The following is a 13,162-nucleotide window of genomic DNA, read 5'->3' as shown; positions in this document are numbered from 1 at the left end:
TCCCCGGGCTCGTGCTTCCTCTGAACGTGTTCGAGGAGCGCTATCGCGCCATGATGCGCGAGCTGCTCAAGACGCCCGAGGACGAATCCCGCCGATTCGCCGTCGTCGCCATCCGCGACGGCCATGAGGTCTCGCCCAGCGCGCCCGGCATGCCCGACGCGACCGCCGTGCCCGACCGCGGGCCCGCCGCCGGCTTCGGTGACGATCCCCTCAAGGCCTTCCACGAGGTGGGCTGCGTCGCGGACGCGGCCACCATCCGGGAGCGCGCCGACGGCAGCTTCGAGGTGCTGGCGACCGGCACGACACGGGTCAGGCTGCTGTCGGTGGACGCCTCGGGGGCGTTCCTGACGGCGGAGCTGGAGGAACTGCCGGAGGACCCGGGCGACGAGGCCGGGGCGCTCGCCGAGGGTGTCCTGCGGGCTTTCCGCCAGTACCAGAAGCGGCTGGCCGGAGCGCGCGAGCGTTCGCTGTCGACCGGCGCGGACCTGCCGGACGAACCGGCGGTCGTCTCCTATCTCGTCGCCGCCGCCGTGATGCTGGACGTCCCCGCCAGACAGCGGCTGCTCCAGGCTCCCGACACGGCCTCCCGGCTGCGCGAGGAGCTGAAGGTGCTGCGCGCCGAGACGGCCATCATCCGTAACCTGCCGTCGTTGCCCGCGTCGGACCTGACGCGCGGCCCGACGAGCCTGAACTGACGTTTGCGAGTGGACCGATGGCCAAGAAGGCGAAGAAGCAGTCCGGCGGCACACCGGCCACGGTGGCGCTGACGGAGGCGGGCGTCCCGTTCACCGTCCACGCCTACGAGCACGACCCCTCCCACCCGTCCTACGGCGAGGAGGCGGCCGAGGCGATGGGCGTGTCGCCGGAGCGGGTCTTCAAGACCCTGGTGGCGGACGTGGACGGCGCGCTCGTGGTCGCGGTGGTCCCGGTGGCGGGCTCCCTCGACCTCAAGGCCCTCGCCACGGCGGTGGGCGGCAAGCGGGCGGCGATGGCCGACCCGGCGGCGGCCGAGCGCACGACGGGGTACGTCCGGGGCGGCATCTCGCCCCTCGGCCAGCGCAGGAAGCTCCGCACCGTGCTGGACTCCTCGGCCTCCGGACACGCCACGATCTGCGTCTCGGCGGGCCGCCGCGGCCTGGAGGTCGAGCTCTCCCCCGCCGACCTCTCGAAGCTCACGGAGGCGGTGTCCGCGCCCGTCGGACGGACGTGACCGGCCGCCGGGCACGGGCCGCACCGCCGACGTCCGGCACCGGCGTCCGTCGTGCCGCGGGCGCCCGGCAGCCGGCCCTCGCCGTACCGCCGGCGCCGGCTCGGCGTGAGCGCCCGTCGCCCCGACGGCGGTCTCCCGACGGCGGCGGCCGGCGTGGCCTGCGCGGCCCCTCGACGGATGCCCGTTCCTCGGTTAAGCACGAATGGCATGTCGAAGAAGACGCGGAAACGCAAGTGGCGCATCAAGAAGGGCCGCTCCAACCACGGCCGCCGTCCCGCGTGACCCACACCCCGCACCCGTGAGCCACGCACACAGCGAAGGGCCGGCCGGACAGCCGGTCTCCCGGCGTCCGGCCGGCCCCGACTCCTTCGCGAGCCGTCCGGCGGGTCCTACGCGGCCGGAGGCCCCGGCGGCGTGGCCGGGTAGGGGTGCTGCTGGTACGGGTCGGGGTCCCGGGGGCCGAACAGGGCCATGAGGCCGAGGTGGACCACCAGGGCACTCAGGGACCACGCCAGCAGCGCGCCCTTGGCCCCGAGCTTCAGCGGCGCGGAGAACGTGACGCCCTTGCCCACGGCCTTGGCGTGCGCGACCACGTCCTGCGTGGGACCGAGCCAGATCCCGACCCGCCAGGCGAGCAGCGATCCGAGCAGACCCCCCAGGGCCAGCGCGATCACCAGGGGCACGCCGCCACGCCGTCGTACGAGGAACACCACCAGGGCGCTCAGCGCCCCGAAGCCCAGCGCGAGCAGGGTGAAGGTTCCGTCGACGCCGATCGCCTGCTCCCCCTCGGTGTCCTTGATGTACACCGCGGTGGCGTCCGCGACCAGCGGCACGTGCGGAGCCAGCCACGACCAGAGGACCCCGAGCAGAGCACCCGCGAGGGCGAGGGCGACCGTGATCACGGCCGCCTCCCGCACTTCGGTCTTCATCCCGGGCCCGTCCTGTCCGTAGGAGACCTCGTACGCGCCCGGGTACACGGGGTGACCCGCGGGGCCGGGAGCGGGAAGGGTCCCCCAGTCGGGGTGCGGTTGCCGCCGGTCCTCGGGGGACTGTTCGTGCGGGGGCGGAGGTGGAGTCAGCGGAGCGGTCACCCTGCCATCGTGCCAGGCCCCGCCGGCGGCCGCGTCACCGGACGGCCGCCCTGCGGTACGCCCAGGCCGCCAGCGCCAGCGAGACCGCCCCGACTCCGGCACAGACGGCCAGATCACCGAGGACGGCGGCCCAGTCGGGACGCGCCCCGAAGGTACGGGCGAAGGCCTCGACCCCGTAGGTCGAGGGCAGCAGGTCCCGGAGGTACCGCACCGCCTCCGGCATCCGGTCCGCCGGCAGGACGCCCAGCAGCAGGGCCGCGGACATGCCCATCTGGCCGAGCAGGGTGGCGAGCTCGGGCCGCGGCGCGAGCAGCCCGAACGCGGCCCCGAGCCCGGCGAGGGCCGCGCCCGCGAGCGGGACGACCGCGGCCAGCACCCACAGGTGGGCCAGCGGCAGCCCGAAGAGCAGACACCCGAAGACGGCGGTGACGAGGGTGCCGGGCACCGTGAAGGACGCGTACGCGGCCGCGGCCCCGAGCACCACGGCCGCCGGCGGCACCGGCAGCGTCGCGTAGTGGTCGAGCCCGCCGCTCGCCCGCAACTGCCCGAAGTACTGCGCGAGCAGGTTGAGGGCGACGAAGGCGACGACCAGGACCGTGGACCCGGCCACCACCGCACGCGCCTCGGCGCCGCCGTCCACCACCCCACGCATCATGATCATGATGCCGAGGGACTGGAAGGTGGCCACGAACAGCAGCGGGATCCGGGCGACGCGGGCGCGGGAGAGCTGCGCCCGGTACACGGCGGCCAGCGAGGGCCACAGCCGCGCACGCGGTCCCAGTTCCGCGGCCGCGCCGGCGTCCTCGGCCAGGGGCAGCGCGCCGCCCGGCAGGACTCCCGCGGGTACGGCACTCACGTCGAACTGCTCCCCTTCGCTCCGGCGGCCGTCCGGATTCCACACCCGCACGACGCCCCTGTCCCGTACGGATTCCACGCCCCGGGCGCTCACGCCTTCACCAGTCCCTGCGTCGCGTGGCCGCCGAGCGCCAGGTACACGTCCTCCAGGCTCGGCGTGGCCAGCGTGAAGTCGTCGAGCGCGGCGAAGGCCGCCCCGCCGGTGACCGTGGCCACCGCCGCGCGGGCCTCCTCGGGCGCGAGCCGCAGCGTCCAGCGGCGGCCCGACTCGACGGCGCGTGCGCGCAGCGCCGCGACCTCGGGGACGTGCAGCGGGGCGTTCTCGCGCCAGACGAGTTCGACCCGGACCTCGCCCGCCACCTGTTCCTTGAGCCCGGCCGGGGTGTCGCAGGCGATGACCCGTCCCCGGTCGAGGACGGCGACCCGGTCGAGGACCGTCTCGGCCTCGATGACGTTGTGGGTGACGAGCAGGACCGTGGTGCCCTGTTCCGCGCGGCGCCGGTCCACGGCGGCCCACACGGCGCGCCGGGCGACGGGGTCCATGCCGGTGGTGGGCTCGTCGAGGACCAGCAGCGGGCGCCGCCCGACGAGCGCCGTGGCGAAGCAGGCGAGCCTGCGCTGTCCGCCGGAGAGCTTCTTCAGCGGGCGGGAGGCGAGTTCGGTCAGGCCCAGTTCGTCGAGGACGGCGTCCCGTTCGGCCCGCGCCGTGCCCAGGTCGAGCCCGCGCAGCCGTCCGGTCGTCTCGGCGGCGAGGGACACGGTCAGTTCGTCCAGGGCGGTGGACTCCTGCCCGAGGTAGGCCAGGAGGCGGGCCGCCCGCTCGGGGTGGCGCACGATGTCGTGGCCGAGGATCTGGACGCTGCCGCTGTCGGGACGCATCAGCCCGGTCAGCTGGCGCACGAGGGTGGACTTGCCGGCGCCGTTCGGCCCGAGCAGCCCGAAGACCTCGCCACGGCGGATGTCCAGCCCTACCCCGTCGGTGGCCCTGACCTCGGGCGCCGCCGGGGTGCCGCGGCGGCCGCGGACGGCCGGATAGGTCTTGGTGAGACCTCGCACGGCGCACACGACATCGCCCCTGTGTCCCGTCGGGGCCGCCTGTGCCGTGCTCGTACTCACGAAGGACGAGAGTACGTGGTCCGATGCCCTGTTATGCGCCCGGGGCCGTGGCGGACGCCGGACGAAGGACTGTGCGACCCCCCTCCGGCGGCCTCGGATCACTCTCCGGCCGGGGCGTGCTCCGTCGCCGTGCGCACATCGATCTCCCGCCAGAATCCGGCCCGGATCGCGTAGCGGTCGTGCTCGTCGATCTGGTCGTCCTTGTGCGCGAGCAGACCGAAGCGGGCCGCGTAGCGCAGCAGTTCGCCGTCCACCCGGTGGGGGACCCGCGGATACATCGCCGACAGCTTCTGCAGGTGGGCCGGGTCGGTCAGGCGTCCCATCCAGCGGCGCGCGAAGACCTGTCCGACCTCGTAGGGGTCGCCGCCGACCGTGGTGATGTCCTCCTCGCGGTCCGCCCACCGCTGCTCCGCGGAGGTGAGCTGGGCGAGCGTGGGCAGCGCTGCGGCCTCGGGGGACTCCGCGGCGGTGCCCGGCCGGTCGACCCAGCCCTTGTCCGAGGACCAGCGCAGCGTCGCGTTCGCGGGGTGCGGGGCGGGCTGGGTGCCCGGTCCGCGGAGCGCGGCCAGGTCCTTCGGGGTGGGTACCCCCTTGGGGGCGGGGACCCGCTCCGCGGAACCGTTCTGCGGTTCGGCCGCCTGGTGGTGCTCGGTCTCCTGGACGGAGCGCTCGGCCGCGGCGGCGAGCGCCGACTCGGGCAGCGGCGCGGAGAGGATCGCGGCGATCTCGGGACGCGGCACCGGCGGCGGGGCGCAGATCCCGCCGACCTCCTTGGCGCGGACCGCCTTGGTGATCCAGGCACGGTCGAGGACCCGCCGCTCGTCGGCCTCGGCCACCAGGTCCTCGGACTGGTTGTAGTCGCCGTCCGCGGCCTGCACGGCCCACAGGTGGACGGCCACGCCGTGTTCCTTGGCGGCCATCATGCCCGGCAGCAGGTCCCCGTCGCCGGTCACGAGGACGACGTCGGAGCAGGCGCGGTTGCGCGCCAGCTCGGTGAGCTCGGCGTGCATGGCGGCGTCCACGCCCTTCTGCGCCCACCGCCCGTCGCTGCGGGTCAGCGCACCCAGGCGCACCGTCACCCGTGGCATCACGCGCAGCCTGCGGTGCTCGGGCTGCGGTACGCGGTCGGGGGCGCCGTCGAACCAGTAGATGCGCAGCAGGGGCCGCTCGGTGTCGGACTCGGCGCGCTCGCGCAGGCCCTGGATGAGGGCGGTGTGGTCGACGGTGATCCGGGATCGCGACGGCTCCCCGGCGAGGAGGCTGGCGGCGGCCCCGAGCAGATACCCGGCGTCCACCAGGACGATGCAGCGGTCCACGCGATCCACCCTCTTTCCGGGAGGTTTGCTTCGGGCTTCCTTGGAGTCTGCCCGACCGCGCGGAGGTTAACGGCCGGAACTCGATCTTCGGCGTGGCGGATCGTAGGAACACCTGCCGAGAAGTCTTATTACGCACAGTAATTCTACGAAATGCGCCACTTGTCAGCCTATGTGAATCTGGTCGCGGCCCTGGCCCCTAGATCACCCTCAGGAGGCAGATCACCATGGCCAAGAACAAGAATCGCAAGCAGGGCGGCCATCAGGACCGCTCCTCGCAGGCCGAGCGTGCGCAGGAGCAGGCCCAGCGGTCGTCGGCGCAGGCACAGCAGTCGCCGATGTCGCAGGCCCAGGGCAGCCCCGCTGATGTTGCCCGTAAGCATCAGAGGCGTTTCGGCCACAACTGAGGCCGCCACGCGGGCCGTCGAGGCCCAGGAACACGCCGAGGGGCGCATCCGGTACCGGATGCGCCCCTCGGCGCTTCTGCGTGTCCGCGTCGGCGGGCCCCGACGCCCTCCGCCGGGCCGTACGGCGTCAGCCGGCCAGGCAGGACGGGCCGAGCAGCACCTTCAGGTCGCCGAAGAGCGCCGGGTCCGGCTTCACCCGGTGGCGGTCGAGCCGCAGCACCGTGGTCTTGCTCGGGCCCTGGAGCCTGATGCGGACCTCGCTCTCACCCTTGTGGTGGCTGAGGATCTCGCCGAGACGGCTGACCATCGGCGGAGTCACCTTGAGCGCCGGGATGGTGAGGATCACGGGCGCGTTGGTGCCCGCGTTCGACAGGTCCGGGACCTGGAGTTCCATCGCCACGAGCCGGGGCACGTCCTCGCGCTTGTCGAGGCGGCCCTTGACGAAGACGACCGCGTCCTCGACCAGCTGGGTCGACACCAGTTGGTAGGTCGCGGGGAAGAACATGCACTCCATGGAGCCCGCGAGGTCCTCCACGGTGGCGATCGCCCAGGCGTTGCCCTGCTTGGTCATCTTGCGCTGGAGGCCCGAGATGATGCCGCCGATCGTGACGACCGCGCCGTCCGCGTGCTCGCCGCCGGTCAGCTGGGAGATGCCCGCGTCCGCCTTGTCGGACAGGACGTGCTCCAGACCGAAGAGCGGGTGGTCGGAGACGTACAGGCCGAGCATCTCCCGCTCCTGGGCGAGGAGGTAGGCCTTGTCCCACTCGTCGGTGGTGAACTCCACGTCGAGCCCGAAGCCGGGCTCGCTGGTGTCCTCGTCCCCCATGCCGCCGAAGAGGTCGAACTGGCCCTCGGCCTCCTTGCGCTTGACCGCCACCACGTTGTCGATCATCGGCTCGAACTGCGCGGTGAGGCCCTTGCGGGTGTGCCCCATCGTGTCGAACGCGCCCGCCTTGATCAGCGATTCCGTGGTGCGCTTGTTGCAGGCGACCGCCTCGACCTTGTCGAGGTAGTCGGGGAAGGAGCCGTACTTCCCCTTGGCCTTGCGGCTGCGGATGATCGATTCCACCACGTTCGTGCCGACGTTGCGGACGGCCGAGAGGCCGAAGAGGATCACGTCGTCGCCCTGGGCGGCGAAGTTCTGCTCGGACTCGTTCACGTCGGGCGGCAGCACCTTGATGCCCATGCGCCGGCACTCGTTGAGGTAGACGGCCGACTTGTCCTTGTCGTCCTTGACCGAGGTGAGCAGCCCGGCCATGTACTCGGCCGGGTAGTTCGCCTTCAGGTAGGCGGTCCAGTACGAGACGAGTCCGTACGCGGCGGAGTGGGCCTTGTTGAAGGCGTAGCCGGCGAAGGGGACCAGCACGTCCCACAGGGCCTGGATGGCCTCGTCGCTGTAGTCGTTCTTGCGGGCGCCCTCCTGGAAGAGGACGAAGTTCTTCGCCAGCTCCTCGGGCTTCTTCTTGCCCATCACGCGGCGCAGGATGTCGGCCTCGCCGAGCGAGTACCCGGCGATGATCTGGGCGGCCTTCTGGACCTGCTCCTGGTAGACGATCAGGCCGTAGGTGACGGCCAGGACCTCTTCGAGGGGCTTCTCCAGCTCCGGGTGGATCGGCGTGATCTCCTGGCGGCCGTTCTTGCGCTCCGCGTAGTTGATGTGCGAGTTCATGCCCATCGGGCCCGGCCGGTACAGGGCCGAGACGGCGGAGATGTCCTCGAAGTTGTCGGGCTGCATCTGGCGGAGCAGCGAGCGCATCGGGCCGCCGTCGAACTGGAAGACGCCGAGGGTGTCACCGCGGCAGAGCAGTTCGAAGGTCTTCGGATCGTCCAGCGGCAGCGCCAGCAGGTCGAGGTCGACGCCCTTGTTGGCCTTCACCATCTTGACGGCGTCGTCCATGATCGTGAGGTTGCGCAGACCCAGGAAGTCCATCTTGAGCAGGCCCAGCGACTCGCACTGGGGGTAGTCCCACTGGGTGATGGTCACGCCGTCGGTGTGCCGCACCCAGATCGGGGCGTGGTCGACGATGGGCTCGCTGGACATGATCACGCCGGCGGCGTGCACGCCCATCTGCCGGACCAGGCCCTCGACGCCCTTGGCGGTGTCGATGACCTTCTTCACGTCCGGCTCGTTCTCGTACATCCCGCGGATCTCGCCCGCCTCGTTGTACCGCGGGTGCGAGGGGTTGGTGATGCCGTCGAGGTCGATGCCCTTGCCCAGGACGTCGGCGGGCATCGCCTTGGTGAGCCGGTCGCCCATCGCGTACGGGTAGCCCAGCACGCGCGCGGAGTCCTTGATCGCGTTCTTGGCCTTGATCTTGCCGTAGGTGCCGATCATGGCGACCTTGTCGGCGCCGTACTTCTCGGTCACGTACCTGATCACCTCGACGCGCCGACGCTCGTCGAAGTCGATGTCGACGTCGGGCATCGAGATGCGCTCGGGGTTGAGGAACCGCTCGAAGATCAGGCCGTGCGGGATGGGGTCGAGGTCGGTGATGCCCATGGCGTAGGCGACGATCGAGCCGGCCGCGGAGCCTCGGCCGGGGCCGACCGCGATGCCCTGCTTCTTGGCCCACATGATGAAGTCGGCGACCACGAGGAAGTAGCCCGGGAACCCCATCGAGATGATGGTGTCCATCTCGTACTCGACCTGCTTCATCCGGTCTTCCGGGATGCCGCCGGGGAAGCGGCGCTCCATGCCGCGCATGGTCTCCGCCCGGAACCAGGTGACCTCGGTGTAGCCGTCGGGGATGTCGAACTTCGGCATGAGGTTCTTCGCCTCGAACATGCCGGTGGTGTCGATCTGCTCGGCCACCAGGAGGGTGTTCGCGCAGCCCTCCTGCCAGGCGTCCGAGGAGTCGACGGCGTACATCTCGTCCGTGGACTTCAGGTAGTAGCCGGTGCCGTCGAACTTGAAGCGGTCGGGGTCGGAGAGGTTCTTGCCGGTCTGGATGCACAGCAGGGCGTCGTGCGCGGTGGCCTCGTGCGCGTAGGTGTAGTGCGAGTCGTTCGTCACCAGCGGCGGGATGCCGAGCTTCTTGCCGATCTCCAGCAGGCCGTCACGGACCCGGTGCTCGATCTCGATGCCGTGGTCCATCAACTCCAGGAAGTAGCGGTCCTTGCCGAAGATGTCCTGGTACTCGGCGGCCGACTTCAGGGCCTCGTCGAACTGGCCGAGGCGCAGCCTGGTCTGGAGCTCGCCGGAGGGACAGCCGGTGGAGGCGATGAGCCCCTCCGACCACTGGGAGATCGTCTCCTTGTCCATCCGGGGCCACTTCTGGAGCCAGCCCTCGGCGTACGCGTCCGAGGAGAGCTTGAAGAGGTTGTGCAGGCCCGTCCGGTTCGCCGCCCAGATCGTCTTGTGCGTGTAACCGCCCGAACCGGACACGTCGTCCCGCTTCTGGTGCGGCTGGCCCCACTGGATCTTGCGCTTGTTGCGCCGCGACTCGGGGGCGACGTACGCCTCGATGCCGATGATCGGCGTGACGCCGGCCTTCTTCGCCGTGTGGAAGAAGTCATAGGCCCCGTGGAGGTTGCCGTGGTCGCTCATCGCGATGTGGGTCATGCCCATCTCGTTGCACGCGTCGAACATGTCCTTGAGCCGCGCGGCACCGTCCAGCAGCGAGTACTGGGTGTGGACGTGCAGGTGCGTGAACGGCGGCTTCGACACGGTTTCGGCCTCCAGGAAGAACCATCGGTTACAGGCTGCGGACAGTCTGGGGGGTCAGCCCCGAAGTCTATGACGCGGAACCGACACTCGGCGGAGGATCATCCGTACCGTCGTACGGGGGCGTGCTCTCCGGGGGTGGACGTCCGCCGCCGGGCCCCGGGCACTCCCACGTATGTTCGTCCGTTGGAAGTGGACGGACCCTGTCCCCGGGGCGGCGCGCCCGTCCCGTCATGTCACGCACCACCTGCACCAGGAGGCACCCAGCGATGTCGGTCCCGCAGCTCAGCGCCGAGCAACGCGGCGAGCAGATCCTCGCCGTCTTCGACACCGCCTTCGGCGAGCTCCTGGCCGCCGACCCGGCCGCGTTCCGCGTGAAGTTCCGCAAGATGGCGGCCTCCGCCTTCGCGTTCTACCGCGGCACCGCGGCGCTCTTCTACCACGACCTCGACCAGGACCGGCGGGGCGGCCCGTACCTGGACGAGCGCACCTCGCGCGTGTGGATCCACGGCGACCTGCACGCCGAGAACTTCGGCACGTACATGGACTCCCAGGGCCGTCTGATCTTCAACGTGAACGACTTCGACGAGGCCTACGTCGGCCCGTTCACCTGGGACCTCAAGCGCTTCGCCGCCTCCGTGGCCCTCATCGGCTACGCGAAGGCGCTCAGCGACGGGCAGATCACCGAGCTGGTGCGGGTGTACGCGGCCGCCTACCGCGAGCGCGTCCGCGCGCTGGCCACCGGCGCCAAGAGCGACGAGGTGCCGCCCTTCACGCTGGACACCGCCGAGGGCCCGCTCCTGGACGCGCTGCGCGACGCCCGCTCGCTGACCCGTTTCGGGCTCCTGGAGTCGATGACCGAGATCCGTGACTTCGAGCGCCGCTTCGCGCCGGGCGGCGGCTCCATCGAGCTGGACGCCGCCACCCGGTACAAGGTCCTCGCGGCCTTCGACGGCTATCTGGAGACGCTCCCGGAGTCCTCGCTGGCCCGCCCGGACTCGTACCGCGTGAAGGACGTCGTGGGCCGCCGCGGCATCGGCATCGGCTCGGCCGGCCTGCCGTCGTACAACATCCTCCTCGAGGGCAACAGCGACGCCCTGGAGAACGATGTGGTGATCTACATCAAGCAGGCCCAGACCCCGGCCGTCTCCCGGCACGTCACGGACCCGGCGATCCGCGGCTACTTCCGGCACGAGGGCCACCGCACGGTGATCTCGCAGCGCGCCCTGCAGGCGCACGCCGACCCGTGGCTGGGCTGGACCGAGCTGGACGGAGCGGGCCAGCTGGTCGCCGAGGTCTCGCCGTACGCGGTGGACCTGGACTGGAGTGACATCGACGACCTCGAGGAGATCGCCTCGGTCGTCGCCGATCTCGGCCGGGCCACCGCCACGATGCACGCGGCGGCGGACGACCAGTCCGGCGAGTCCCTGGTGCCGTTCTCCACGGAGCGGGCCATCGACGCGGCCATCGCGGCCGACGAGGACGGCTTCGCCGACCTCCTGGTGGACTTCGCCCACGACTACGGCGCCCGCGCCCGCGCCGACCACCAGATCTTCGTGGACCTGTTCCGCAACGGACGGATCCCGGGTCTGGGCCTGTAAGGGCGCACGGCCGGCCGCGGGACCGCACCCCGCGGCCGGAGTGTCGTTCGCCACAACGCTCCCGTAACGCACAGGCCCCCTTTAGGGAGCGCTTACGGGAGCACGTGGGAGACTCACCTCCGCCATGGAGATATCCGGGATCCAGCTCAGAGCCGTACGCGCGGCGGTGTTCACGGCTGTCGTCGTGACGCTCTCCGCCGCGTCGCACGTGCTGCTGTCCCAGGTGCCGCTGCCGCTCACCACCGTGGCCGCGATCGGCGCCGCCGTCTTCGCCCTCGCCTTCGCGCTCGCGGGCCGCGAGCGGGGCTTCGGCCACATCGCCGCCCTGCTCGTCCCGCTGGAGCTGGCCGCCGACACCGTGTTCACGACGGGCCAGCACGCCTGTTACGGCCGGGCGGGCGGCCCGGTCGCGGGCCCGCTGCGCTCGGTCGGCCTCGACGTGCTGTGCGGTGGCGGCAGCGTGGGGACCCCGCTGTCCCGGGTGACCGGCGGCGCCCCCGACCGTGCCGCCGCCCTGCTCGCGCACACCGATCCGGCCGCGTCCTGGCTGCTGCTCGGCGCGCACGTCGCCGTCGGTCTGCTCGCGGCCGCGTGGCTGCGCCGGGGCGAGCGCGCCCTGGACCAGTTCCTGCGCGCGGCCGCCGCCTCCACCTTCCGGCCGCTGCTGCTCGCGGTCGCCGCGGTGACCGCGCCGGCCGCCCCGGCGCGGCCGCTGCCGCGCACCGCGCACCGGCCGGCCGCCGCCCGGACCCTCCTGTTCGTGCACTCCCTCGGACGACGCGGACCTCCCCGCCCTGCCGCCACCGCCTGAGCCGTCCCGCACGGGCGACGGCCCCGGGCCGACCGTCCCGGGCCGCGGCTCACCGGTCATCGCTTCCGGGCGACCGCGCGGACGGACGTTCCCCGGGCAGCCCTGAGCACCAGCAGTCCCCCTTACGTATTCCGCGTACACGTGTGCGCGTCCCCGATGGAGAACACCACTATGAGCAAGCGGAACAGCCAGGCGGCCAAGACGGCGGCGCGCGAGAGGCTGCGCGCGGAGCGCGAGCGCCAGGCCAAGCGCGACAAGACCAAGCGGCAGGTCATCGTGGCCGGCTCGATCGTGGCCGTGCTGGCGGTGGCCGGCGGCATCGGCTACGCCGTCACCCAGCTCAACAAGCCCAGCGGCTGGGACGCGGTGAAGAAGCAGAAGCTGGTCAAGCCGGCCAACAGCACGGGGACGGACGGTACGACCGTCGTCATCGGGAAGAGCACCGCCAAGAAGACCCTCGTGATGTACGAGGACCCGCGTTGCCCGGTCTGCGCCCAGTTCGAGCAGGCGGTCGGCCCGACGGCCAAGAAGGATCTCGATGCCGGCAAGTTCAAGATCCAGTACGTCGGCGCCACGTTCATCGACAACAACATCCCGGGCGAGGGCTCCAAGAACGCGCTGAGTGCGCTGGGCGCGGCCCTGAACGTCAGCCCCGAGGCCTTCCTCGAATACAAGAGCGCTCTCTACTCGGCGAAGTACCACCCGGAGGAGCAGGACGACAAGTTCAAGAGCGACGACTACCTGATCAAGGTGGCGAACACGGTGAGCGCCCTCAAGAACAACACGGCGTTCCAGAATGCCGTGAAGAAGGGGACCTACGACAAGTGGGCCCTCGTGATGGGCGACAGGTTCAACACGGACGGAAAGAAGTACGGTTTCCAGGGGACCCCGACGCTGCTCATGGACGGCAAGATTGTCACCGGCAGTGACGGCAAGAATCCCCCCATGTCGGTCGCCGACTTCAATACCGCAGTGGAGAAGGCTCTCAACTCCTAGTTCCGCAGCCCACCGAAACGGGAAGTGTCCCGGGCCTGAAGCAGGCCCGGGACACTTCCCGTTCGACTTACGGCTCAAAGGTCAGGCGATTACGCCTC

The 13,162-nt window shown here is 71.2% G+C and carries 11 protein-coding genes; 6 read left to right on the top strand and 5 right to left on the bottom strand.

The genetic code is table 11. From position 1 onward, the window contains the following. Together CW362_RS40295 and ybaK are read left to right on the top strand one after the other, a co-directional pair. On the top strand, window positions 1-695 hold a 695-nt coding region (locus tag CW362_RS40295), incomplete at its 5' end, for an LON peptidase substrate-binding domain-containing protein (RefSeq protein ID WP_103554553.1). A 17-nt stretch (window positions 696-712) separates the two neighbouring features. Continuing rightward, window positions 713-1,210 carry a Cys-tRNA(Pro) deacylase gene (ybaK, locus tag CW362_RS40290; RefSeq protein ID WP_103554552.1) on the top strand — a complete coding sequence of 166 codons (498 nt, stop codon included), beginning with the start codon at window positions 713-715 and terminating at the stop codon, window positions 1,208-1,210. Between the two features lie 389 nt (window positions 1,211-1,599). Here the strand turns inward: ybaK and CW362_RS40285 are convergent, their stop codons facing one another. From CW362_RS40285 to CW362_RS40270, 4 genes are all read right to left on the bottom strand, one after another. After that, window positions 1,600-2,301 carry an AAA family ATPase gene (locus tag CW362_RS40285; RefSeq protein WP_103554551.1) on the bottom strand — a complete coding sequence of 234 codons (702 nt, stop codon included), beginning with the start codon at window positions 2,299-2,301 and terminating at the stop codon, window positions 1,600-1,602. A gap of 34 nt (window positions 2,302-2,335) precedes the next feature. Then, window positions 2,336-3,157: an ABC transporter permease gene (locus CW362_RS40280; RefSeq protein WP_162684395.1), complete on the bottom strand. Its 822-nt coding sequence runs from the start codon at window positions 3,155-3,157 to the stop codon at window positions 2,336-2,338. A gap of 89 nt (window positions 3,158-3,246) precedes the next feature. Next, on the bottom strand, window positions 3,247-4,221 hold the full coding sequence (locus CW362_RS40275; protein ID WP_103554549.1) for an ABC transporter ATP-binding protein: 975 nt from the start codon (window positions 4,219-4,221) through the stop codon (window positions 3,247-3,249). A 149-nt stretch (window positions 4,222-4,370) separates the two neighbouring features. After that, a complete protein-coding gene (locus CW362_RS40270) occupies window positions 4,371-5,588 on the bottom strand; it encodes an NYN domain-containing protein (protein WP_103554548.1) in 1,218 nt (405 codons plus the stop codon). A 224-nt stretch (window positions 5,589-5,812) separates the two neighbouring features. On the opposite strand from CW362_RS40270, the gene CW362_RS40265 reads away from it, so the two are divergent. Then, entirely contained in the window at window positions 5,813-5,992 is a 180-nt protein-coding gene (locus tag CW362_RS40265) for a hypothetical protein (protein ID WP_103554547.1), read from the top strand. Between the two features lie 127 nt (window positions 5,993-6,119). Here CW362_RS40265 and dnaE read toward each other — a convergent pair whose 3' ends face one another. Then, window positions 6,120-9,659 (bottom strand): DNA polymerase III subunit alpha, encoded by a 3,540-nt coding sequence (gene dnaE, locus CW362_RS40260; protein WP_103554546.1) that lies wholly within the window; start codon window positions 9,657-9,659, stop codon window positions 6,120-6,122. A 266-nt stretch (window positions 9,660-9,925) separates the two neighbouring features. Here dnaE and CW362_RS40255 point away from each other — a divergent pair, with 266 nt between their 5' ends. The 3 genes from CW362_RS40255 (at window position 9,926) to CW362_RS40245 (ending at window position 13,064) form a co-directional block, all read left to right on the top strand. Beyond that, complete coding sequence (locus tag CW362_RS40255) at window positions 9,926-11,257, top strand: DUF2252 domain-containing protein (protein ID WP_103554545.1); 1,332 nt, start codon at window positions 9,926-9,928, stop codon at window positions 11,255-11,257. Between the two features lie 124 nt (window positions 11,258-11,381). Then, entirely contained in the window at window positions 11,382-12,068 is a 687-nt protein-coding gene (locus tag CW362_RS40250; RefSeq protein WP_103554544.1) for a hypothetical protein, read from the top strand. Window positions 12,069-12,239: 171 nt separating this feature from the next. Then, window positions 12,240-13,064: a thioredoxin domain-containing protein gene (locus CW362_RS40245; RefSeq protein ID WP_103554543.1), complete on the top strand. Its 825-nt coding sequence runs from the start codon at window positions 12,240-12,242 to the stop codon at window positions 13,062-13,064. The last annotated feature ends 98 nt before the right edge of the window (window positions 13,065-13,162 follow it).

This window comes from Streptomyces populi (assembly GCF_002911015.1).
GTDB lineage: Bacteria > Actinomycetota > Actinomycetes > Streptomycetales > Streptomycetaceae > Streptomyces > Streptomyces populi.
Note: the sequence above shows the minus strand (reverse complement) of the source record. Positions and strands in the feature narration are given on the sequence as shown.

Coding starts and splice junctions, on each gene's coding strand:
- ybaK (WP_103554552.1), top strand. CDS start 713: ATGGCCAAGAAGGCGAAGAAGCAGTCCGGCGGCACACCGGCCACGGTG.
- CW362_RS40265 (WP_103554547.1), top strand. CDS start 5,813: ATGGCCAAGAACAAGAATCGCAAGCAGGGCGGCCATCAGGACCGCTCC.
- CW362_RS40255 (WP_103554545.1), top strand. CDS start 9,926: ATGTCGGTCCCGCAGCTCAGCGCCGAGCAACGCGGCGAGCAGATCCTC.
- CW362_RS40250 (WP_103554544.1), top strand. CDS start 11,382: ATGGAGATATCCGGGATCCAGCTCAGAGCCGTACGCGCGGCGGTGTTC.
- CW362_RS40245 (WP_103554543.1), top strand. CDS start 12,240: ATGAGCAAGCGGAACAGCCAGGCGGCCAAGACGGCGGCGCGCGAGAGG.